Source organism: Methylomarinovum caldicuralii (assembly GCF_033126985.1).
Lineage (GTDB): Bacteria > Pseudomonadota > Gammaproteobacteria > Methylococcales > Methylothermaceae > Methylohalobius > Methylohalobius caldicuralii.
This window is the reverse complement of the sequence record NZ_AP024714.1, coordinates 1,436,950-1,457,886: the sequence shown is the minus strand read 5'-3', so window position 1 is coordinate 1,457,886 and position 20,937 is coordinate 1,436,950. Positions and strand designations below refer to the sequence as shown.

General features: G+C 64.9%; 18 protein-coding genes and 2 tRNA genes. 1 reads left to right on the top strand and 19 read right to left on the bottom strand.

The features are described from left to right. Positions 1 to 8 precede the first annotated feature (8 nt). The 15 genes from MCIT9_RS07460 to MCIT9_RS07390 form a co-directional block, all read right to left on the bottom strand. Positions 9 to 884 carry a triphosphoribosyl-dephospho-CoA synthase gene (locus tag MCIT9_RS07460; protein ID WP_317704288.1) on the bottom strand — a complete coding sequence of 292 codons (876 nt, stop codon included), beginning with the start codon at positions 882 to 884 and terminating at the stop codon, positions 9 to 11. Next, positions 884 to 1,768: an ATP-grasp domain-containing protein gene (locus tag MCIT9_RS07455; RefSeq protein WP_317704287.1), complete on the bottom strand. Its 885-nt coding sequence runs from the start codon at positions 1,766 to 1,768 to the stop codon at positions 884 to 886. Before MCIT9_RS07455 ends, MCIT9_RS07460 begins: the two co-directional genes overlap by 1 nt. After that, positions 1,765 to 2,739, bottom strand: a complete 975-nt coding sequence (mch, locus tag MCIT9_RS07450; protein WP_317704286.1) for a methenyltetrahydromethanopterin cyclohydrolase — start codon at positions 2,737 to 2,739, stop codon at positions 1,765 to 1,767. The genes MCIT9_RS07455 and mch overlap by 4 nt, the downstream gene beginning before the upstream one ends. Before the next feature lie 19 nt (positions 2,740 to 2,758). Continuing rightward, positions 2,759 to 3,853, bottom strand: coding sequence for an ATP-grasp domain-containing protein (locus MCIT9_RS07445; RefSeq protein WP_317704285.1), 1,095 nt, complete (start codon positions 3,851 to 3,853; stop codon positions 2,759 to 2,761). Continuing rightward, a complete protein-coding gene (locus MCIT9_RS07440) occupies positions 3,850 to 4,803 on the bottom strand; it encodes a beta-ribofuranosylaminobenzene 5'-phosphate synthase family protein (protein ID WP_317704284.1) in 954 nt (317 codons plus the stop codon). The genes MCIT9_RS07445 and MCIT9_RS07440 overlap by 4 nt, the downstream gene beginning before the upstream one ends. A 36-nt stretch (positions 4,804 to 4,839) precedes the next feature. Further along, the gene (locus MCIT9_RS07435; RefSeq protein WP_317704283.1) at positions 4,840 to 7,935 is read right to left on the bottom strand and encodes an efflux RND transporter permease subunit; all 3,096 of its coding nucleotides are present in this window, start codon (positions 7,933 to 7,935) and stop codon (positions 4,840 to 4,842) included. Next, entirely contained in the window at positions 7,932 to 9,176 is a 1,245-nt protein-coding gene (locus MCIT9_RS07430) for an efflux RND transporter periplasmic adaptor subunit (protein ID WP_317704282.1), read from the bottom strand. Before MCIT9_RS07430 ends, MCIT9_RS07435 begins: the two co-directional genes overlap by 4 nt. A 25-nt stretch (positions 9,177 to 9,201) precedes the next feature. After that, positions 9,202 to 9,278, bottom strand: a tRNA-Arg gene (locus MCIT9_RS07425). A 3-nt stretch (positions 9,279 to 9,281) separates the two neighbouring features. Next, positions 9,282 to 9,358 (bottom strand) — tRNA-Pro (locus MCIT9_RS07420). Between the two features lie 207 nt (positions 9,359 to 9,565). Beyond that, positions 9,566 to 11,881, bottom strand: coding sequence for a TonB-dependent receptor (locus tag MCIT9_RS07415; RefSeq protein ID WP_317704281.1), 2,316 nt, complete (start codon positions 11,879 to 11,881; stop codon positions 9,566 to 9,568). A 78-nt stretch (positions 11,882 to 11,959) separates the two neighbouring features. Next, complete coding sequence (locus tag MCIT9_RS07410; protein WP_317704280.1) at positions 11,960 to 12,283, bottom strand: HesB/IscA family protein; 324 nt, start codon at positions 12,281 to 12,283, stop codon at positions 11,960 to 11,962. A gap of 13 nt (positions 12,284 to 12,296) precedes the next feature. Next, positions 12,297 to 13,430, bottom strand: coding sequence for a cysteine desulfurase family protein (locus MCIT9_RS07405; protein WP_317704279.1), 1,134 nt, complete (start codon positions 13,428 to 13,430; stop codon positions 12,297 to 12,299). Then, positions 13,417 to 13,884: an Rrf2 family transcriptional regulator gene (locus MCIT9_RS07400; protein ID WP_317704278.1), complete on the bottom strand. Its 468-nt coding sequence runs from the start codon at positions 13,882 to 13,884 to the stop codon at positions 13,417 to 13,419. Before MCIT9_RS07400 ends, MCIT9_RS07405 begins: the two co-directional genes overlap by 14 nt. A gap of 71 nt (positions 13,885 to 13,955) precedes the next feature. Further along, positions 13,956 to 14,699: a serine O-acetyltransferase gene (gene cysE, locus MCIT9_RS07395; protein WP_317704277.1), complete on the bottom strand. Its 744-nt coding sequence runs from the start codon at positions 14,697 to 14,699 to the stop codon at positions 13,956 to 13,958. A 37-nt stretch (positions 14,700 to 14,736) separates the two neighbouring features. Then, entirely contained in the window at positions 14,737 to 15,462 is a 726-nt protein-coding gene (locus tag MCIT9_RS07390; RefSeq protein WP_317706710.1) for an RNA methyltransferase, read from the bottom strand. Between the two features lie 234 nt (positions 15,463 to 15,696). Between MCIT9_RS07390 and MCIT9_RS07385 the strand changes: the two genes are divergently transcribed. After that, positions 15,697 to 16,506 carry an inositol monophosphatase family protein gene (locus tag MCIT9_RS07385; RefSeq protein ID WP_317704276.1) on the top strand — a complete coding sequence of 270 codons (810 nt, stop codon included), beginning with the start codon at positions 15,697 to 15,699 and terminating at the stop codon, positions 16,504 to 16,506. A 30-nt stretch (positions 16,507 to 16,536) separates the two neighbouring features. Here MCIT9_RS07385 and secF read toward each other — a convergent pair whose 3' ends face one another. The 4 genes from secF to tgt are packed head-to-tail and all read right to left on the bottom strand — an operon-like array spanning position 16,537 to position 20,899. Further along, on the bottom strand, positions 16,537 to 17,472 hold the full coding sequence (gene secF / locus MCIT9_RS07380) for a protein translocase subunit SecF (RefSeq protein ID WP_317704275.1): 936 nt from the start codon (positions 17,470 to 17,472) through the stop codon (positions 16,537 to 16,539). A gap of 10 nt (positions 17,473 to 17,482) precedes the next feature. Next, entirely contained in the window at positions 17,483 to 19,333 is a 1,851-nt protein-coding gene (secD, locus tag MCIT9_RS07375) for a protein translocase subunit SecD (RefSeq protein WP_317704274.1), read from the bottom strand. A 17-nt stretch (positions 19,334 to 19,350) separates the two neighbouring features. Beyond that, a complete protein-coding gene (gene yajC, locus MCIT9_RS07370) occupies positions 19,351 to 19,716 on the bottom strand; it encodes a preprotein translocase subunit YajC (protein ID WP_317706709.1) in 366 nt (121 codons plus the stop codon). Positions 19,717 to 19,771: 55 nt separating this feature from the next. Further along, positions 19,772 to 20,899, bottom strand: coding sequence for a tRNA guanosine(34) transglycosylase Tgt (gene tgt, locus MCIT9_RS07365; RefSeq protein WP_317704273.1), 1,128 nt, complete (start codon positions 20,897 to 20,899; stop codon positions 19,772 to 19,774). Positions 20,900 to 20,937 lie beyond the last annotated feature (38 nt).

The following is a 20,937-nucleotide window of genomic DNA, read 5'->3' as shown; positions in this document are numbered from 1 at the left end:
CGGGAACCTCAGGTTCCCGACACCCGCCCTGCCTCCGATCCAGCCGAAGACAGCCATTTTTCCAGACGCACGGCCAACAAGGTTGTGACCGTCAGATCGGCCGTGGTGCCCGGATTGATCCCTTCCCGCTTGAAGCGCGCGTCGATCGCACGGATCGCCGGAACCAGCGCTTCGGGCGTGTCGGTTTCAAGCAACAAAGACTCCAAACGCAACATTTCCGCCTGGATCATCTCTGTGAACCGTTTACCGAACTTGCGCTCGACATGGGTATCGGGAATGCGCCGCAACAAAGCCGTAAAGACCAGCACGGTCGCCCAACGCTCATCCCCCCATCGATAAACGCCATTATGATACCTAGGAATTCCCAGCGTATAAATATCTTTGTAATAAAAAGTATAGTTAAAAGCAACGCGATCGTGGTTTTTCGCCAACGCCATCGCTTCCCGCAGGGTCATCCGGGGTTCCTCGCGCACGTCCCCTTCTGCCACCCGCCCCAGACCGCCGGGCTCGACCTCTCGGATCGCCCGGTACACCCAGGCGGCATCCTCGCGGGTGGTCGCCGTCAGCACCCGGCGCAGGGAATCCCGCAGATTCCCGTCACCGGACTGCGAGGCCGCCGCCAGCAGCGGCGCCGCCAGCAATACGATCCCCAGATTGGTGTTGCAACCGACGGCGTCGAGGGTCGCCCGCATCGCCCGGTAGATACGCTCTCCCAAAGATAGATCAAAACGGCACAACCAGGGGGCGCTGACCTCGGCGCTGCGGAGGAAGTGAGCGACGCGCATGCCATGTCCCTCGGCATAGACGCTGACATTGCCGGGCTTGAAAGCCTCGACATCGAGGCGGCAGGCTTCCCGGTAACAGGCTTCCAGCACCGAATCCATCAGAATGATACGATTCCGGACAGGAAATCCTGAATCAACATTTCGGTGACGTCCACTTCACACACACTTTGCAGTCCCTTCCAGGCCGGAATCCCGTTGACCTCGATCACCCACCAGCGCCCTTCCCCGTCACGCAGCAGATCGACACCGGCATAACGCATCCCAAGGATCCGCGCCACCTCCAAGGCCAGCTGCACCGGCATCTCTTCGAGCGCCACCGCCTCGCAACGCCCGCCCCGGGCCACGTTGGTACGCCATTCCACCCCGCAGCGCCGCATGGCGGCGATGACCCGGTCGCCGATGACGAACACCCGGTAATCCTCCGGCGGGTCGATACCGACGAAACGTTGCAGATAGTAAACCCCGCCGGCCGGTTGCAGGGCCTCCAGGGAAGCAAGGTCCCGATGGCGTTCAACCCCTTCTCCCTGGGAACCGAACAACGGCTTGGAAACCAGCCAGTGGCCAGCGGCCAGCTCCCTGGCGGCGATGGCAAGCGCCTCATCGCGCTGGGCCGTCACCCAGGTGGGCGGCGTCGGCACCTCCGCCCGGGACAACAACAGGCTGGCGATGCCCTTGTCGACGCTGAGCTCGATCGCCCGCGGCGGATTGTAGAGCGGCACCCCGAGGGCCTCACAGGCGTGCAGCAGATCGAGGCGCAGGATGAGCTGCTCCAGCGTCCCGCCCTGAATCCCGCGGACGAAGACCCCGGCCGGCAGGTCGTCTTCGAAGCCGGGCAGGACCACAGGGGGGGAGGCGGAAGTCTGCAGGCGGCCGCCGTTGAGGCTGGTGAACACCGCCTCGAAGCCCCGCCGGGCCAGCGCCTGCCGCAGTCTGGCGCCGTGCCATCCCGGATCGTCGGTGACGATGGCGATACGGCGCCTCATGCACCGAAGGAGCGGGCCAACAGTTCCTCGTCGAGCCTGCCGGCGCGGAAGCTCCGCCCCGATTCGATCGCCGTCACCATCACGCTGGCGGGGCTGAACAGCATCGGATCGACCTTGAAGAAATCGTACTCGTATTCCTTGAACACCTGGGCGAAGGGTTTGCCGTAATCCCGCGAGGTGGAGCTGGGCAGATCATGGGCCAGCTTTTCCGCCGCCTCGTCTTCGCCCTTGACGAACAGATGCACCTGCCCAGCGAACAGGATGGCGTCGTTGGTGCGCCCCATGGCGGTAATGAAGTCCGGCGCCGGCGGCGGCACCGGGGCGCTGCCGGAACCGTCGACGATGTGCTCCAGCGGGAAGCCCAGTTCGTGTGCCTTGTGCATGGCCACTTCCAGCACCCGCGCCACCACCTGCAGGCCGCCGGCGAGGCTGGAGGTGGGGGTGACGATCACCGTCAGTCCGGCAGGCTGGATGCCGCAGTCGGCGGCGATCTTGTCGAGCAGTTCCAGGGGCGGATACTTGTCCACCTCCAGCACCAGGACGGTGGCGTCGGCCTTGTCCTTGTAGTCGAGCTCCTTGAACAGAGCCTCCTTGACGCACATGGAACGGGCCGGCCCCGATCCCAGGGCGTAAAACGCCTCCTTGCCCTTGCCGTGGGACAGGCTCCATCCGGCATACTGGCTCCCCAGGCACGACAGCACCGGATCGGTGGCATGGACGTGGACGCGAAGCGGCCATCCCGGGGTCAGGGCGCTGTGGGCCAGGGTCACCGTCCCCATGCCGCCCATGCAGATCTCCGCGATCCGCCGCCCGGCCTCCAGTCCGCCGTCGGCCTCGATCCCGGCGTCCACCAGGGTGACGCCGTTGTCGAGTCGCTCCACCTTCAGGCGCAGCAGCGCTGCATCCCGCACCAGGCTTTCCACCAGCGGCTTGGCCGTGAAATTGATGCTGACCCCGATTTGTTCCGTCATCGTCATTCCACCTCTGTCATCATGGATTTGATTTTAATTGTCGTTCAAGCCAGCGGCGCCGCAACGCCAGGCGCCCCATCGCCTGCCGCGGCGAGCGCCCCCTCGCCTCGATACTGCAAACCGGCGCGCCGGTCGCAATTACGGTCCCCGGCAGCGGCAGGTCAGCGCACCAGGCCGGCCAATCCCATCGCTCCAGGAGAAGCCGCCGGGGGGCGAAAACGATCTCCCAAGCGGCCGGCGGCGGCAACCGCCCCGGCGGCAGCGGCCGCCGGCGGCAGGCCGCCAGCTGCAACGCCACAGGTCCCCTCGCCCACGCGCGGCCCCAGACCGCCACCGAGGCACCGGGACGGGGATTGAGCTCCAGTACCTGTGGACAGCCGCCCGCATCGAGGATGAAGTCCAGACCATGCCAGCCGACCAATCCCAGACTTGATACCAGACACCGGGCGGCGGCGATCACCCGCCGGGCGGCGCGGCGTGGCAGGCGGGCCCGGTTGACGATCCCCCTGAAGCGGTAGGGACGGTCGTCATTATAGGGGCAAGTCAAAAGGGTGTTAAATCCGTGCCAGAGAATTTCCTCCCCATCGGCCACGAAGGCCAGGCAATGGACCGGACCCGGCACATAACGCTGAAAGTAACCGCCCCGGCCATCGGCCGGCCCCGGACAGCGATACACCCCCTCGCCGCCGCTCGTTCCCGGACGCTTGAACAGCCACGCACCTTTCCCGGGCGCAGTCCTGCGCACCTCCGGAAACGGGATCTCCAGGGCGCGCAACCAACGGAAAAAACGCTCAGGCTCGACGCATTCGCACACCACCTCGGCGGGATTACCGTACAGCGGACAGAGGCGGGACAGTTCGGCGATCGTTTCGGGGAAGGCTTCCACGCCAGGGCCGTACAGCCAGCCAACCGGTGCATGTCGCGCGATCAATGCCCGGGCGGCCGCCATAAGAGCCGGAGGGCGAAAGGCCCCTACCACCTCGACCGCCGCTGCCGCCGCCCGGGTGTCCAGATCTCCGAAGGCATCCACCACCAGCGGCCGGTAGCCGGCCTGCCGGGCTGCCTGGGCCAGCAGGCGGCCGGAATGGGCGACGATGAGGAGCGCGGGCTTCACGAACGCCACTGAGCGCCGTGGTTGCGGCCCGCCACGATCTCAAGGTGCAAGCCGCCCCCCGTCAGGGCCGCTGCCAGTCGCCGCACTTCGGAGGCGGCGCTTTCGGGGTCGGGAAACAGGCAGAACCCGGTCGGCCCCCAGGAACTCTGGCCCAGGCCGCGCCATCCCCGATCTTCCAGCCATTTCAGGGCTGCTGCGACCCGCGGGCTGGTGTAACGCCCCCCCTGGGCCGGAGCGAAATAATCCCCGTTGGCCCGCTGGATCCACCCCAGGGTTTCGGCAAAGGCGGCGAAATCCGCCTCCGCCAGTGCCGGCAACCCCTGCATCAGCAGGCGGTGGCAGGCCTCGGCCGCCAAGTGGCGGGGATAACGCGGCAGACGCCGGAAGGCCTGGCGCTCGCGCTCGCCGTGCAATCCCCGGAACCCCGGATCGAAGAGCAGCAGCCAGCGCCACGATTCCGGCACCGGCAAACGCGACAGCAGCGGCGGGACGCCGCTTTCCTTCCCCCGGCCGCCGTCCACCAGAAAGCCCCCCTGCTCGAAGGCCGCAATCCCGATGCCGGAACGCGCCCCGCGCCCGGCGGCGATCGCCACCTGCTGCGGCGTCAGCGGACGGCCGTGCAGCCGCGCCAGTCCCATCCCGGCCGCCAACGCCAGCTGGGTCCCGGAGCCGAGACCGGCATGGGCAGGAATCTCCTCCACCAACGTGATCTGCGCCGGCGGCAACGCCAGTTCCGCCAGCAGCCGCCGCGCCAGGGTCTCCAGGCGCGCAGGCCCCACGACCTGCAGGGAAGCTGCCGGGCGCAACCGCAGGCGGGTGCCGAAACCGGTGATGGCGACCCCAAGACTGCCGAAACGCCGGCCCAGGCCGCCGCCCAGATCAAGAAATCCCAGATGCAACCGCGCCGGGGCGAAGATTTCGACGCCCGGGGCGGCAAATTCAGCAGACATCGCAACGAATCGGAAAAGACAAGGAAACGGAGCCTATCACAGCGCCAGGCGCTCCCGCCAATGCTCGTACACCCCCAGCAGCGCCGGGATCACCAGCAGCACCAGCACAGTGGCGAACAACAGCCCGAAGGCGATGGAAACCGCCATGGGCACCAGGAAGCGGGCCTGGAGCGAGGTCTCGAACAGCAGCGGCAGCAGACCTGCCACCGTGGTCAGGGACGTGAGCAGCACCGCCCGCAGGCGCTGGCAGGCCGCCTCCTCCAGAGCGGCCAAAAGGTCCATGCCCTGCCGGCGCAAATGCTGGTAGAAGCTCACCAGGATGATGGAATCGTTGACCACGATCCCCGCCAGCCCGAAGATGCCGAACAGGGACAGGATGGTCAGATCCAGGTGCATGACTACGTGCCCCCAGATGGCGCCGATCAGACCGAAGGGAATCGCCGCCATCACCACCAGGGGCCAACCGTAGGAACCGAACACCCAGGCCAGAATGAGATAAATCAGTATCAGACCGAGCAGGGCGCCCTTTTTCATGTCGGCGATGGTTTCGGCCCGTTCCTCGGCCCGCCCGGAGGATTCGTAGTCGATCCCGTAGCGCCGGGCCAGCTGCGGCAGAATCTCCTCCATCAACGCCGCCATCACCCGGCCCGGCTTGTTGGCCCTGACGTCGATCTGAGCCGATACCTCCACCGCCAGCCGGCCCTCGGCATGGCGCAGCACCTCGAAACCGCGCTTGGGGCGGGCGACGGCCACGGTGTGGAGCGGCACCCGCTCGCCGTCGGGCAGGCGGATCTGCAGATGCTGCAGGACATCCAGATATTCCCGCTCGAGCCCTGCCAGGCGCACCCGCACCTCGACCTCGTCGGGACCGTCCTGGAAGATCTGCACCAGCCGGCCGGAAAAGGCGGTGCGCAGCTGCCGCCCCAGTTCCGCCGGCGTCAGCCCCAGCATTTCCCCCACCGGCGTGAGACGGTAGAGCCACTGCTCGCGCCCGTAGGGCAGATCCTCCAGCACGTCGCTGATACCGGGCATCGCCTTCAGGGCTGCCATCAGTTCCTGGGCGGCCCGTTTGAGCGTGGGGGCGTCGTCCCCGATCAGGCGGACGCTGACATCCCGTCCCGGCGGCCCCACCTGGCGGGCCTCGATCACTAGATTGTCGAGTCCTGGCGCACCCGGAATCGCCTGGCGCCAGGCTTCGATCAACTGCCAGCTGCGCACCTGACGCTGCTCGGAGGGAACCAGCTCCACGATCATCGCCCCCAGATGGTCGCCGGACTGCTGCAGAAAACCGGAGCCGCTGATGGCGCTGCCCTCGATGGTGATGGCGGTGCGGATCAGGGGGCGGTCCGGCGACAACTGCCGCGCCACCCGGTCCAGGGCCCGCTGCATGCGTTCGAGCTGGGACTCCACCTCGGCCCGCGGCGTGCCGGGGATGAAACCGACGGTGGCATAAACGATGTCGGCCTCCGGGGCGGTGAAGAAGATGAACGGCACCCGGCCGCCGGCCACCAGGCCCAAGGTGGCGATCAACAGCGCCAGTGCCGCAGACAGGGTCAGGCCCCGGTGGCGCACGCAGTAACGCACCAGGGGCCGGAAGCGGCGCTCGCGGACATGGCGGAAGGCGGCATCGAAACGCCGGCGCCATTTGCCCGCCTCGCGGCGGTGCATGTGCTCAAAAGCGTGGCGCAGGTGAGCCGGCAGCACCCAGAAGCTTTCCACCAGCGAGGCGAGGATCACCGCGATCACCACCAGCGGAATGGCGAACAGAATCCGGCCGGTCGGTCCCGACACCAGCATCAACGGCAAAAAGGCGGCGATGGTGGTCAACGACGAGGCCAGCACCGGCGCCAGCATCCGCCGGGCGCCCCCTTCGGCGGCGGCGAGCGGATCCTCCCCCATCTGGTAATGGGCCAGGGCGTCCTCACCGACGACGATGGCATCGTCGACGATGATCCCCAGGGCCATGATGAGACCGAACAGGCTGATCATGTTGATACTGCCCCCGGCCAGCCACAGCACCAGCAGGGTCGCCATGAAGGAGACGGGAATGCCGAAGGCGACCCAGAAGGCGACCCGGCCGCTGAGAAACAGATACAGGATCGCCACCACCAGCACCAGCCCCCCGGCGCCGTTCTTGAGCAACAGCTCGATGCGTTCCTGGATCAGACGCCAGTTCTGCTGATAGACGTGCAGGTGGATCTCCGGCGGCAGCGTGGGCCGGGTCCGGGCCAGCCAGTCGTTGAAGATGCCGGCCACCTTGAAGGTGTCACCGTGCTGGGCGCGGCGGATCTGCAGCTCCACCGCCGGCTGCCCCTGGAAATGCAGCAGCACGCTGCCTTTGCGCGCGCGGCGCTCCACCCGGGCCACGTCCCCGAGCGCGATGCGATCACCGTCAGCAGTCAGCAGGGGAAGGTGACGGAATTCCCAGACCTGACGCCGCTGCGCCATCACCCGCACCATCTTTTGATTCTCCCGGTCGCCGACGGTGCCGGCCGGCACGTCCCGGCTGAAGCGGTCGATCTGCGCGGCGATCTGATCCAGCCCGGTGTGGAGCGCCTCCAGGGCCGGCTCGTCCAGTTCGATGGCGATTTCCTCCTCCGGCAGGCCGAGGATGTCGACCTTGTCCACCCCCACGTCGAGCAGCTCCCGCTCGAAGCGGTGCACCAGGGGCCGCAGCCACTCCAGCGAGCCGCCGTAGACGATCAGGCGGGTCACCGGCTCGTAACGGGCCAGGTGGACGACCTCGGGATCCTCAGCTCCGGCCGGCAGATTGCGGAACTCGTCCACCCGCTGGCGCACTTGGCTGAGGGCGAGCAGGATATCAGTGCCCTCGCGAAATTCCAGGGTGATGGCGCAGCGCCCCTCGCTGGAGGTGGAGGTCATGTGGCGCAGGTCGTCGACGGACTTGAGCTGCTGCTCCAGGGGCGTGGTCAGACTGCGCTCCACGTCCTCGGCGCTCGCCCCCGGCCAGCTGACGCTGACCCGGATGATCTCCAACTCGAAGGTGGGGAAGAACTGCACATTGAGGCGGTCCAGGGCGAAGACCCCGCCCAGGATCATCATCACCATGACCAGGTTGGCCGCCACCGGGTGGCGGACGAAGAAGCGGATCCAACCGTGGGCGCTGTTCAATCCACCTCCTCGCGGGCCTTTACCGTGACCGCCATGCCATCGGCCGCATCGGGCAGGTGGGTGACGAGCACCAGGTCACCCGGATTGAGATCGGGGCTCCGCACCAGCGACCAGCGCTGGTCGCCCTTCCTATGCCAGTCTCCCAGGAAAGTCACCCGGGTGGCCCGCAGACGCCCCTCGACGATCCGATAGATCAAATCGTTGCCATAGAGCGCGGTGTAGGGGATCGGCACCACCCCATCCTGAGGCGGACGCTGGAGATGGACCGTCGCCGGCATGTTGATGCGCAATGCCTGCGCACCGGAAACCACCTCGAGCAGGGCGTCGATCCCGCCCGCTTCCGCCTGACCCGCCAGGCGCCGCAGGCGTAACCGGAACCGATGCCCCAGGCTTTCTCCATGCGCTTCCATCTCCCGGCCGGCTGTCAGGGACTCGGCGATCTCCTTCTGGAACGGCGCGGGTACTTTGGCCCGCACTTCCATCTGAGCCAAAGGATACAGACTCAGCAGCAGCTGATGGGGTTGCACCATGTCGCCTTCCGCCACCGCCACCTGGGCCACGACCCCCTCGTAAGGCGCATCGACCTGGCTGCGTTCCAGCGCCAGCCGGGCCTGGGCCAGTTCCGCCCGGGCCTTGTCGAGGCGGGCCTGCAGTTCGGCGATGCGGGCGGCATGCTGATCCACCGCCAACTGACGCTGCTGCAGCGCCAGCGCCTGGCGCTCCACTTCCATGCGGGCCTGATCCAGGGCGGCGGCGGAGCTCAGATTGCGGTGACGGAGCCGCTCCAGACGCTTGACCTGATCGCGCAGCAGTTCCAGCAGTTTGCGCTCGTGGGCCAGGGAAGCCAAATCGCTGGCATGGCGTTCGCGCTCCAGACGCATCTGCGCCTCCAGCTCGGCCACACCGGCCCGGGCCTGAAGCACCCGGGGCTCGAAATCCCGTGGATCGAGCCGCACCAGGGGCTGGCCCTGGCGCACCCGCTCGCCTTCGCGTACCGGCAACGCCTGCACCTGGCTGGCCGCCGGCGCCGTCACCCGCATGAGGGCCGGATTTTCGACCTTGCCGTAGAGGGTCAGAACCGGGCTGAGGGTCCGGGGGTTGACGGTCAGGGCTTCGACCTGCCAGATCCGGGAACGGGCGGGCGGGGCCTCCTGGCGCGGCCGGGTGAGAACGAGCAGCAGAAACACCCCGGCACCGAGCGACAGGATCACCCAGGGCCAGTAGCGGCGGTCTAGCTTCATCAAAGAAGGATTCCCACAAGGAAGATGGCGCGCCTGGCAGGACTCGAACCTGCAACCCTCGGCTTAGAAGGCCGATGCTCTATCCAATTGAGCTACAGGCACAAATGGTCGGGGCAGAGGGATTCGAACCCCCGACATCCTGCTCCCAAAGCAGGCGCGCTACCAGACTGCGCTATGCCCCGAACGGAAGCTGGAATTATAGCCCCTGCCACAGGCAAAAAAAAGCGACCTTGCGGTCGCCAAAGAGGAGGAGAACTACAGTTGAGGTGAACCTGCAGGCGGTGTCTTGCCGTTGGCCGCCTCGCCGATCCACCATACATTATACCTACCCCTCAAAAATAAAACTAGAAATTGTGTTTTCACCACTTTATTACTAAAACAGAAACAATCTATAGCTGCAGGCGCACGCCGCCCCAGATCCCGCGCGGCGCGCCCGGGCCGATGAAACGGGGATCGTCGAATTCATCGCCCAGCACTTCATCCGGCTGGCCGTAGAGGCCGAAGGTCTGATAGCGCTTGTCGAACAGGTTGTCCACCCGCAGGAACAGGTTGACGTGCTCATGCACGCGGTATTCCGCCCGCAGGTTGAACACCCAGTAGCCCGGCACCGGTTTGTTGAGGTTGGCCTCGTCGCCGCGGAAATAGCGGTCGCTGCTGTAGATCCCGGTCATCCCCAGGGTGAACTGGGGGATCACGTCCACATCCAGGTTGAACTTGAAGCTGTGCTCCGGCAACCCCGGAATCCGGTCGCCGCGCTCGACATGGATGTTACCGGCGGCATCGGCGGAGGGATTGTTGGGGCTGGGCGCGGTGAAGGGGGTACGGAAGGTGGCATCCAGATAGGTGTAATTGAAGCCATAGCGCAGCTTCTGCAGCCAGATGCCGGTCATGGGATTGTCGATTATCCCGTTCAGGCTGGCTTCCAGGCCCTGGCGGCGGGTCTTTCCGACGTTGTCGAAATACCCTTCACTGGTCAGGTTTCCGGCGCTGATGAACAGGATGTCGTCGTGATTCATGGTATGGAAATAGCCGGCATGCCACTGCAGGGCGGTGCTGACGTCGCTTCCTAAGGGCAGGCGGTCGAAACGGCCCCTGAAACCTGCCTCGAAGGTCTTGGCCACCACCTGTTTCAGGGGCGGATCGGCGAGGAAGGCATTGGGCAGCCTGCAGGGGTCGTCCGGATCGGCACAGGTCAGCTCCACCGCCGTCGGTGCCCGGTTGCTTTCGCTGTAACGGCCGTAGAGATTCAGGTTGGGCAGGAGCTTGTAGACCAGCCCGCCGGCCGGATTGAAGCGGCTGAAGTGGTGCCTGCCGTTCAGTTCTTCGCCGAAGTTGTCGTTCAGACGGATATGGGAGGAATTGAAACGGCCGGAGGCGGTCAACGTCAGGTTTTCGATCGGGCTGAACTGCTCGATGAAGAACGCCCCGTAATGAGTCACCTCGTTATCGAGACGCACTCGGGATTCACCTGCCAGAACTCCACTGCCAACCGTGCCCCGATCTTCCGTCAGCCGCGCCAATTCGGTATCGAAACTGAAGCGGATTTGTGCTTGATCGAAACTGAAACCGGTTATGAGGTGATTGTTCATATCGAACGGGTCATACAGGAAATGGGTTTGGAAAGCGACTCCGTAGCCTTTCTGGCGCGTACGGCTGAAATTGTTGGTCGCTGACTCGACCGCGTCCGTGGCTTCGATCGGTTCCCCGTTGACATCCTCGGCGATCTCACCTTCCTCGTCGCACATGAAGTCGTCGAGCGGTGGCTCGCATTCTTCGAAATCGGTATCGTCACCATTGAAAGTGGTGATTTTGTTGTACCGATAATAGGTGTTTCCGGTCAGCTGAATCTTGTCATTCAGCCAAAAACTGCCATCGAGATTGCTGAAAAACAACCGATTTCCGGTATCGTCCGGATGGGTGAAGATCGCCCGCTGTTTTTGGCGGTAAAGCTGGATCGGCACCGCCCCGTTGCCGGTCAGGTCATTGTCCTGGCCCGACAGGGTCAGATTGAGCTGCCCCTGCTGCCCGCGCCAGCTCAGCACCCCGAAAGCCTGCTTGACCCGGGTGGGGGAAAAGTCGCGCCAGCCGTCCTCCTCGAAGTGGCGCAGATGCAGGAAATAACCGACGCTGCCGTTGTTCCAGCCGCTCGAGAGGGATTCGGAATGGCGCCCCCAGGAACCGCCGTAAACCTTGAGCTGATGATGGGGGAAGCTGAAGCCGGTCTTGCTGCGGATGGCGATGGCGCCGCCCAGGGTATTGAGGCCGTAGACCGGATCGGAGCCGGGATGCAGTTCCATGCGCTCGATCGCCCCCTGGGGGATCAGATCCCAGTTGACCGTGTCCCCGAAAGGCTCGTTGAAGCGGACGCCGTTGAAATAGACCGTCAGCCCCTGGGGCAGCCCGAGCAGGGGGGACGCGGTGAAGCCGCGGTACTGGATGTCGGGCTGGAAGGGATTGTTCTGGGCGTCATTGACCACCACGCTGCCCAGCTGGGTACGCAGGTAATCGGCCAGCGAATAACTCTGGGAGCGCTCGAAATCCCTGGCGCCGGCCACCTGGACATTGGCGGGGATGTCGTCCAGAGGCACGCCGCTGAGCCCCAGCGGCGTGGTGCCGACGACTTCCAGGGTTCCCAGTTCCACCACCTCCTCCGCCACGGCGGCGGAAGCGGCGGCCAGAAGTAGCAGACTGACGCGAAATTTCACGGTGATCCTCCCCAATGTGTCAAAGTCGGGGAAGGATACCGGGAGACGGCTCGTCAGCCTATGGGAAAATTTCCCGACCTAGACGGCGAAGCTCTCACCGCAGCCGCAGGTGCCCTTGGCGCGGGGATTGTCGAACTGAAAGGCCTCGTTCAGCCCCTCGCGGCGCCAGTCCAGCGTCAGGCCGTCGAGATAGTCGAGATGCTCGCGGGCGACCACGATGGTGATTCCCCGATCCTCGAAGGTCACATCGTCCGGGCCGATGGCATCGGCGTAGTCGATCACGTAGGAATAGCCGGAACAGCCGGCGGGTTTGACGCCGAGACGCAGGCCCAGGCCTTTGCCGCGGCGCTGCAGCTGCGCCCGCACCCGGCGGGCGGCCGCTTCAGTCAGTTGAATGGCCATATCCACATCTCCCTCAATTCGGTTTCAGTTCCTCGAGCACCTGCCGCAGGGCGGTGAGAAACGCCTCCACATCCGCCTCGGTGTTGTCCTTGCCCAGGCTGACCCGCACCGCGCTTTTGGCCAGATCGGCATCGACCCCCATCGCCAGCAGCACGTGACTGGGCTCACCGCCGCCGCTGGCACAGGCCGAACCGCTGGAAACCGCGATCCGGTGCCGGTCCAGGGCCATGACCAGCATTTCCCCGTCGATCCCAGCCACCCCGAACTGGACGGTATTGGCCAGACGCCTGGCGCGGGCGGCGAAGATCGTCACCCCCGGCAGCCGGGCCAGACCTGCCTCCAGACAGCGGCGCAGATTCAGCAGATGGGTCTCCCGGGATTCCCGCTCGGTCCGGGCCAGTTCGGCGGCAGCACCGAAGCCGACGATGCCGATGACGTTCTCGGTTCCGCCCCGCAGCCCCTGTTCCTGACCGCCGCCATAGAGCAAGGGTTCCAGGGTCAGGGCACGGTCGAGCACCAGCGCCCCCACCCCTTTGGGCCCGTAGAGCTTGTGGGAGGACAGGCTCAACAGCTGCACCCCGAGGCGCTCGAAATCGACCACCAGCCGCCCGACCGCCTGCACCGCATCGGTGTGAAAGCGGACCTGCGGATAGCGGCGGGCGGTCGCCACCAGATCCGCAAGCGGCTGGATCACGCCGGTTTCGTTGTTGGCCAGCATGCACGAAACCAGCGCCTGGGGATGACGATCGAGCTGCTCTGCCAGGGCAGCGGCGATGACCCGCCCTTCCCTGTCCACTTCCAGGCGCACGCACGCCACCCCCTGGCGCGCCAATCCTGCAGCGGTCTCCAGCACCGAAGGATGCTCGATGGCGCTCACCAACAGGGCGCTTTCGGGATGGGCGCGGCAGTAGCCCTGCAGCGCCAGATTGTTGGCCTCGGTGCCGCCGCTGGTGAAGATCACCTGGGTTGGATGCGCCCCCACCAACGCGGCCACCTGGGCCCGGGCCTGCTCCACCGCGTCCCGGACCAACCGCCCCCAGCGGTAGAGGGCGGACGGATTGCCGTAGAAGCGTTCCAGGTAGGGCTGCATCGCCGCCTGCACCCGCGGATCGATGGGGGTGGTGGCATTGTGGTCAAGGTAGATCATGAGGCCCGTCCATCCGCAGCGCCTTTTCCTGACGCTCAGCCACCTGATGGACCTCGTGCCGGGCCAGCAGATCCGCCAGGGTTATGCCGGAAAGATAGTCGTAGATCTGCCGGCTCAGGCCCATCCACAGTTCATGGGTCAGACAGGGCTGGTTGTTCTGGCAGTTGCCCTTGCCGCCGCATCGGGTAGAATCGACGCTCTCGTCCACCGCGGTGATGATCTCGGCCACGTTGATCTCGGCAGGGGGGCGCGCCAGGCGGTAACCGCCGCCCGGCCCCCGCACGCCGCTGACCATGCCGGCCCGGCGCAGCTTGGCGAACAGCTGCTCCAGATAGGAAAGGGAAATGTCCTGGCGTTTGGCGATCTCGGTGAGGGTCACCAGCTTCTTGTCATTGTGATAGGCCAGATCCAGCATGGCGGTCACCGCGTACCGCCCCTTGGTCGTCAGTCGCACAACCCGCTCCGGTGTTTTTTGTCAGGGTTCGAACGAAAAACACCTTAGCAATCCTGAGTAAATCAGTCAATTTAACCCCGTTCGTCCTCACCGTCGCGCAGGCGGCAGGCCTCCAGCGGCGGAAACGGCACTTCCTGCGGAGGGATTCCCGCTTCCTTGAGGGTCGTGCGCAGCTCTTCCACTTGATGATCCAAGGCCTGGATGTGCTCCAGCATCCGGTTGATGGCGTGGGCCACAGGATCCGGCATATCCGGGGACAGACCGTAGGCGTCGAACTCCAGCCGGCGGGCGATGGCGGCCTTGCGCTCGGCACTGGCCTTGGTGACCACGTGGGCGGGAATACCCACCACCGTCGCCCCGGCGGGCACGTCCTTGAGAACCACGGAATTGGAACCGATGCGGGCGTTGTCGCCGACATGGATCGGCCCGAGGATCTTGGCCCCGGCCCCCACCACCACCCCGTTGCCCAGAGTCGGGTGGCGCTTGCCCTTCTGCCAGCTGGTGCCGCCCAGCGTCACGCCGTGATACAGGGTGCAGTCGTCGCCGATGACCGCCGTTTCCCCGATCACCACCCCCATGCCGTGGTCGATGAAGAAACGGCGGCCTATTTCGGCGCCCGGATGGATCTCGATGCCGGTCAGGAAGCGGGACACATGGGACAGAAAACGCGCCAGCCAGTACCAGCCGTGCCGCCACAGGCAATGACTGAGGCGGTGGAACCAGACCGCGTGCACGCCGGGATAGGCGGTCACCACCTCCCAGACGCTGCGGGCGGCCGGATCGCGCTCGAACACGCAGGCGACATCTTCACGCAACCGGCGCCAGACTGCGGCGGGCGAGAGACATTTCAATTTACTCCGCCTCCTTGTGGGCTTGCCGTTGGGCGCAACTGAGGATACCACGCAGCATGTCCACCTCCCGCTTCTCCAGCCGGGCGCGTCCGAACAGGCGCCGCAGCCGGCGCATGATGGAGGGGGCCTGCTTGCTGGAATGGAGAAAGCCGATATCGTTGAGCGCCTGCGCCAGATGAAGGTAGAAGGATTCCAATTCGGCATGGGTGGCCAGACGCGCTTCCCTGCCTTCAGAGGGCATTGCCTTCCCGGCCAGAAACAGTTCGTAGGCGACCACCTGGACCGCCGCGGCCAGATTGAGGGAGGAATAGTCCGGGTTGCAGGGAATGTGGAGGCCGAACTGGCACAGATCCAGCTCTTCGTTGGTCAGTCCCGAACGCTCGCGGCCGAAGACGAGGGCAACCCGGTGTCCCGGCGGTTCCGCCGTCACCTTTTCGGCGCACTGGCGCGGCGTCAGCAGGGGCCACTGAATGGTCCGCTGCCGGGCGCTGGTACCGATCACCAGCTGGCAATCGGCCACCGCTTCGGCCAGGGAAGCGTGGCAGCGGGCCTGGGCCAGGACATCGTCCGCGCCGGCGGCCCGCGCCGTCGCCTCGTGATGGGGAAAGCATTTCGGCGCCACCAGCGCCAGCTCGTAAAGCCCCATGTTCTTCATCGCCCGCGCAGCGGCGCCGATGTTGCCGGGATGGCTGGTCTCCACCAGTACGATACGAATCTGGGGCACGATCTCCAACCGCTTGAGCTTACCACTTGTCAATTTTCACTTTCGGGGGCTGGGAAGGGTCTGCCGGACCAAAATTCGTCCGTAAATTTAGGCCCGGAGCGGCCTTCCCTGGCCGCTGACAGACCCTTCCCAGCCCCCTCCGATAGAAGTACGAGATGCCGAACCGCTTGAGAAACAGCCGACGGATTTTACCAGAAAAACGGTATACTAAGCGCTTTCACCAACGGACGGACAACCATGCACCCGATGCTCAACATCGCCACCCGCGCCGCCCGCCGCGCGGGGGCTCTGATCGTACGCGCCCTCGACGATATCGACCGTCTGGACGTGGACGTCAAGGGACGCAACGATTTCGTCAGCGAAGTGGACCGAAGCGCCGAGCGCGAGATCATCCGCATCCTCAAGAAAGCCTACCCCCACCACCAGTTCCTCGGCGAAGAAGGGGGAAGACAGGGGAAACGGACCGCCCGGGAAGACGAGTACCTGTGGATCATTGATCCCCTGGACGGCACCACCAATTTCCTGCACGGCTTTCCCCAGTTCGCCGTCTCCATCGCCCTGCAGCACGCCGGCTGTATCGAGCAGGCGGTGGTTTACGATCCGCTGCGCCAGGAGATGTTCACCGCCAGCCGCGGCCGCGGTGCGGCCCTCAACAACCGCCGCATTCGGGTATCGCGCCAGACCAGCCTGCTGGGATCGCTGCTGGGCACCGGGTTCCCCTTCAAGCAGCAGCAGCACCTGGACGCCTATCTGCAGATGTTCCGGGCCCTGTTCAAGGACAGCGCCGGCATCCGCCGCGCCGGAGCTGCCTCCCTGGATCTCGCCTACGTGGCCAGCGGGCGCCTAGACGGTTTCTGGGAGATCGGCCTTCAGCCGTGGGACATGGCCGCCGGCGTGCTGCTGATCCAGGAAGCCGGCGGCATCGTCAGCGACTTCAGCGGCGGCGACCGCTACATGGAAACCGGCAACATCGTCGCCGGCACCCCCAAGCTGCAGCAGATCATCTGCCAGACCATCGCACCCTACGTCACCGACGACCTTCTCTGAAGGTGAAAATCACCCCTGGGATGCCCCTAATCAAAGCAAATCCGCGTCGGATTGAGGCTTCTCCGGCAACAGCAGGTCCTCCCGCTGGACCTTGAGCAGCAGCAGGAAAGCGCTGGCCACGTAGATGGAGGAATAGGTCCCCACCACCACGCCCAGGGTCAGGGCGATGGCGAAGTTGCGGATGATCTCCCCGCCGAGCACCAGCAACGCGATCAACACCAGCAGAGTGGTCAGCGAGGTGATGAGAGTGCGGCTCAAGGTCTGGTTGATGGAGATGTTGATGATCTCCTCCGGCGTGCCGCGGCGCAGGCGGCGGAAGTTCTCGCGGATGCGGTCGAACACCACGATGGTGTCATTGAGAGAATAACCGATCACCGCCAGAATCGCCGCCAGTACCGTCAGATCGAACTCAAGCCGGGTGATCGAAAAGAATCCCAGGGTGATGATGACGTCGTGGACCAGGGCGATGATCGAGCCCAGGGCGAAACGGTATTCGAAGCGCCAGGCCACGTAGATGAGGATGCCAAACAGGGCGAACAGCATCGCCAGTCCGCCCTTCTCGGTCAGCTCCTCGCCCACCTGGGGGCCGACGAACTCCACCCGGCGCAGCTGCGGCCTGGCCTCCGGATCGGACCTGAGCACTTCCAGAATCCGGTTGCTGAGATCGGCGCTGCTCAGATCCGGCGTCGCCGGCAGGCGGATGAGGATCTCCCGGGAGCTGCCGAAGTGCTGCACCGCCGCCTCCTCGAAGCCATGCCCGGCCAGCAGATGACGGACCTTGGCAAGATCCACCGGCTTGTCGTAGCCCACTTCCACCAGGGTGCCGCCGGTGAAATCCAGCCCCAGCTTCAGGCCCTGAAAGATCAGCGATCCCAGGGAAATCAGGATCAGCAGGGTGGACAGGGTCAGCGCGATGCGGCGCTTGCCCATGAAGTCGAAATTGCGCTCGGAAAGATGTGCAGCCATGTCGTCTTCCTCAGATGGCGAGCTTCGCCACGCGGCGGCCGCCGTAGATCCAGTTGATGAGCATCCGCGTCACCAGAATGGCGGTGAACATGGAGGTCATGATGCCGATGGACAGGGTCACGGCGAACCCCTTGATCGGCCCGGTACCGAAACTGAACAGCACCAGGGCGGCGATCAGGGTGGTGATGTTGGCGTCGAAAATGGTGGCGAAAGCCTTTTCGTAACCGGAATAGATGCTCGCCTGGGGGCTGTTGCCGTTACGCAGTTCCTCCTTGATGCGCTCGAAGATGAGCACGTTGGCGTCCACCGCCATCCCCACCGTCAGGACGATCCCGGCGATCCCCGGCATGGTCAGGGTCGCCTGCAGCAGCGACAGGATCGCGATCAGCAGCACCAGGTTGAAGAACAGGGCCACATCGGCCACCAGCCCGAACAGCTTGTAGTACCAGGCCATGAACACCAGCACCAGGGTGAAGCCGACGATCACCGACAGGAAGCCGCGCTCGATGTTGTCCTTGCCCAGGCTCGGCCCCACGGTGCGCTCCTCGACGATGTCGATCGGCGCCGCCAGCGCGCCGGCACGCAGCAGCAGGGCCAGGTTGCGGGCTTCCTCGGTGCTGTTGAGCCCGGTGATCTGGAAACGTTTGCTGAAGCGGCCGCGGATGGTGGCGACGTTTATCACCTCCTCGACCCGCTTGCGCACCTTGACGGTCTTGCCGTCGACTTTTTTGGTCTCGATCCGGTTCTCGATGAACACCACCGCCATCGGCTTGCCGATGTTCTCCCGCGTCACCTTGGCCATGCGCTTGGCGCCGACGCTGTCGAGGGTCACGAACACCGCCGGCGTTCCGGACTGCTGGTCGAAACCGGAGGAGGCATCGACGATCTGGTCCCCGGTGACGATCACCTGGCGCTTGAGCAACACCGGCCGGCCGTCACGGGTCCGGTACAGTTTGGCGCCGATGGGCGGATGCCCCTGGAGGGCCGCCTCCACGTCGTGCTCGGTATCCACCAGGCGGAATTCCAGGGTCGCGGTGGCGCCGAGGATTTCCTTGGCCCGGGTGGTGTCCTGCACCCCCGGCAGCTGGACCACGATGCGATTCTCACCCTGCTGCTGGATCACCGGCTCGGCGACGCCCAATTCGTTGACGCGGTTGCGCAGGGTGGTCAAATTCTGCTTGAGGGCGAACCGGCGGATTTCCTTCTCCTCGGCTTGGGAGAGTTGCACCGTCAACTGCAATGCTTCTGCGTCGGGCTTGATCACCAGCTGACGGAAATTCTTTTCCAACACCGCCTGCGCCCGGTCCAGATCCCCACGCGAGCGGAACTTGACGACGATGGCCCGCCCTTCGCGCTGCACGCCCAGATAGCGGATCTTGCTCTCCCGCAGGGTGGCACGGATGTCGCTCTGATAGCGCTCCAGAGCCTGGTCGATGGCCGCATCCATGTCCACTTCCAGGAGGAAATGCACCCCACCGCGCAAATCCAGCCCCAAATACATGGGCTTGGCCCCGAGGGCCTGGAGCCAGCCGGGGGTCGAGGGGGCCAGATTGAGGGCGACCACGTAATCGTCGCCAAGCCGCTCGCGCAACAGGTCCGCGGCCTTGAGCTGGGCGTCCGTGTTTGGGAAACGGATCAGCAGCCGACCTTCCTGACGCTCGATGCTTTTGGGTGGAATTTGCGCCTCCCGCAGAATCTTTCCGACCCGGACCACCAGGCTTTCATCCACGGCCGCGCCCCGCTGCGGGGAAATCTGCACCGCCGGATCCTCACCGAACAGGTTCGGCAGAGCGTAGATGAGGCCGATCAACAAGACCAGAACGATGAGAACGTTCTTCCAGAGCGGGAAGCGGTTTTGCATGACAGTCCCTTTTCGGCTTACGCGGTTTTTTCCGCTTTGGCGATCTTTTTCCTCACCGCCTTGAAGGTGCCCTTGGGCAGCACGCTGGCGATGGCGTTGCGCTGGATCTGGATGTGAATCCCGTCACTCACCTCGAGGACGACGAAGTTCTCGTCCAGGTCCACGACCCGCCCAAGGATGCCACCGTTGGTCACTACTTCGGTACCCTTGCCGATGGACTGGACCATCTTCTTGTGTTCCTTGGCGCGGCGCTGCTGGGGGAAGATGAACAGAAAGTAGAAGAACGCGAAGATCGCCAGCGGCAGCAACAGACCGGCCATGCCCGGCTCCTGCTGGGCCTGGGGCGCCGCCTGGGCGAAGGCATCGGAAATGAACAGTCCCATAAGCATTTTGGTTGATCCTGGTTGGTTGACTCGGCCAGATTTGCAAAGCTCGCCATTATGCCACAACACCGGCGATTTTACCGCGTTGACGATAGAACTCGGCGACGAAGGCGTCCAGCGTCCCGGCTTCGATCGCGGCCCGAAGTCCGGCCATCAATTCCTGGTAGTAATGCAGGTTGTGGATGGTGTTGAGGCGGGCGCCGAGGATCTCCCCGCAGCGGTCGAGATGATGCAGATAGGCGCGGCTGTAATGGCGGCAGGTGTAACAGCCGCAGCCTTCGTCCAGGGGGGCGGCGTCCTTGCGGTAACGGGCGTTTCTGATCTTGACCACGCCGAAGCGGGTGAACAGATGGCCGTTTCTGGCGTTGCGGGTCGGCAGCACGCAGTCGAACATGTCGATGCCACGGCGCACGCTTTCGACGATATCCTCGGGCTTGCCCACCCCCATCAGGTAGCGGGGGCGGTCGGCCGGCAGCCGCGGGGCCAGGAAATCGAGGATCCGGTAGCGGTCTTCCTTCGGTTCCCCGACCGAGAGGCCACCGATGGCGTAACCGTCGAAGCCCAGCGCTTTGAGACCCTCGAGGGAGCGCTGGCGCAGCGCCTCGTACATCCCGCCCTGAACGATGCCGAACAGCCAGGCCGGATTGTCGCCGTGGGCCTGTTTGCTGCGCTCGGCCCAGCGCAGCGACAGTTCCATGGAAGCCTGCGCCTGTTCAAAAGTGGCCGGATACGGGGTACACTCGTCGAAGATCATCACGATATCGGAACCCAGCGCCCGTTGCACCGCCATCGACTCCTCCGGACCCATGAAGATCGCATCGCCGTTGACCGGGGAACGGAAATGGACGCCGGCCTCGGTGATCTTGCGCAGCTTGCCCAGACTGAAGACCTGGAAACCGCCGGAATCGGTGAGGATCGGGCCCGGCCAATGCATGAAATCGTGCAGACCGCCGTGGGCGCGGATGATCTCCACGCCGGGACGCAGCATGAGATGGAAGGTGTTGCCAAGGAGGATTTGGGCGCCGCTCGCCGCCACCTCCTCCGGCGTCATCGCCTTGACCGTGCCGTACGTCCCCACAGGCATGAAGGCGGGCGTTTGCACCTCCCCGCGCGCCAGGCGCAGGACGCCTCTTCTGGCCAGTCCATCGGTGGTCAAAAGTTGAAAGTGTGGCTCTGAGCGCATCGTTCCTTTTCCGAAAGCTTCTACAATAAAACAAACTG